This window comes from Paenibacillus sp. MDMC362 (assembly GCF_003269305.1).
GTDB lineage: Bacteria > Bacillota > Bacilli > Paenibacillales > Paenibacillaceae > Paenibacillus_AQ.
The window spans coordinates 1-756 of sequence record NZ_QLYT01000109.1 but is presented as its reverse complement, the minus strand read 5'-3'; the positions used below and the strand labels follow the sequence as shown (position 1 = coordinate 756).

The following is a 756-nucleotide window of genomic DNA, read 5'->3' as shown; positions in this document are numbered from 1 at the left end:
GAATCGAGCATATCCTGAACGATGCAGCACCCAAAGTCATATTAACAAGAGAGAAGAAGCTGGAAACGGAAGTCCCATTCATCTCTATGAATCTTGAAGACCTGGGTGAGAAGGAGACAAATCCAGCGTGTGCAGTTGAAAAGGACGACATCGCCTATGTGATTTACACATCAGGAACGACAGGGAAGCCCAAAGGCGTGGCGGTGACACGAGGCAATTTGGATCATTACTTGTCATATGCAGATAAAGAGTACCAGAAGGGAGCTTGTACGACGGTATTAATTACAAGCTTAAGTTTCGACCTCTCCGTAACGTCCTTGTTCTTACCGCTGATTAGTGGTGGATCTCTTCTATTAAAGGGAGGAGACGCGGAGGAAAGGCTGCGTGCAGCATTCAAAGATGACAGGGTAACCTTCCTTAAACTTACCCCTTCCCATTTAAAAATGCTGGAAACCTATGCAGACGGCGTAGATGTACCGAATTTAGAAGCGCTGATTGTCGGTGGAGAAGAGTTCACCACAGATACGGCGTGGAAAACGCAGAAGCTGTTAGGAGACAGCGTCAAGATTCATAACGAATATGGCCCTACAGAGACTACCGTAGGATGCTGTGACTATATCTATTCCAGCGAAAAAGATAAGGGTTTAAGTGTAGGAATCGGGCGTCCCATTGCCAATATGCAGCTCTATATACTGAATGAGATGGAGTTATGTGGTGTAGGCATTCCTGGTGAGCTATGCATCGCAGGAGACGGAG

Annotated in this window: 1 protein-coding gene; it reads left to right on the top strand. The window is 46.4% G+C overall.

The genetic code is table 11. The annotated features are described in order from the left end of the window. Positions 1 to 756: AMP-binding protein (locus tag DP091_RS31020; RefSeq protein WP_146747038.1), on the top strand; the 756-nt coding region annotated here is incomplete at both ends.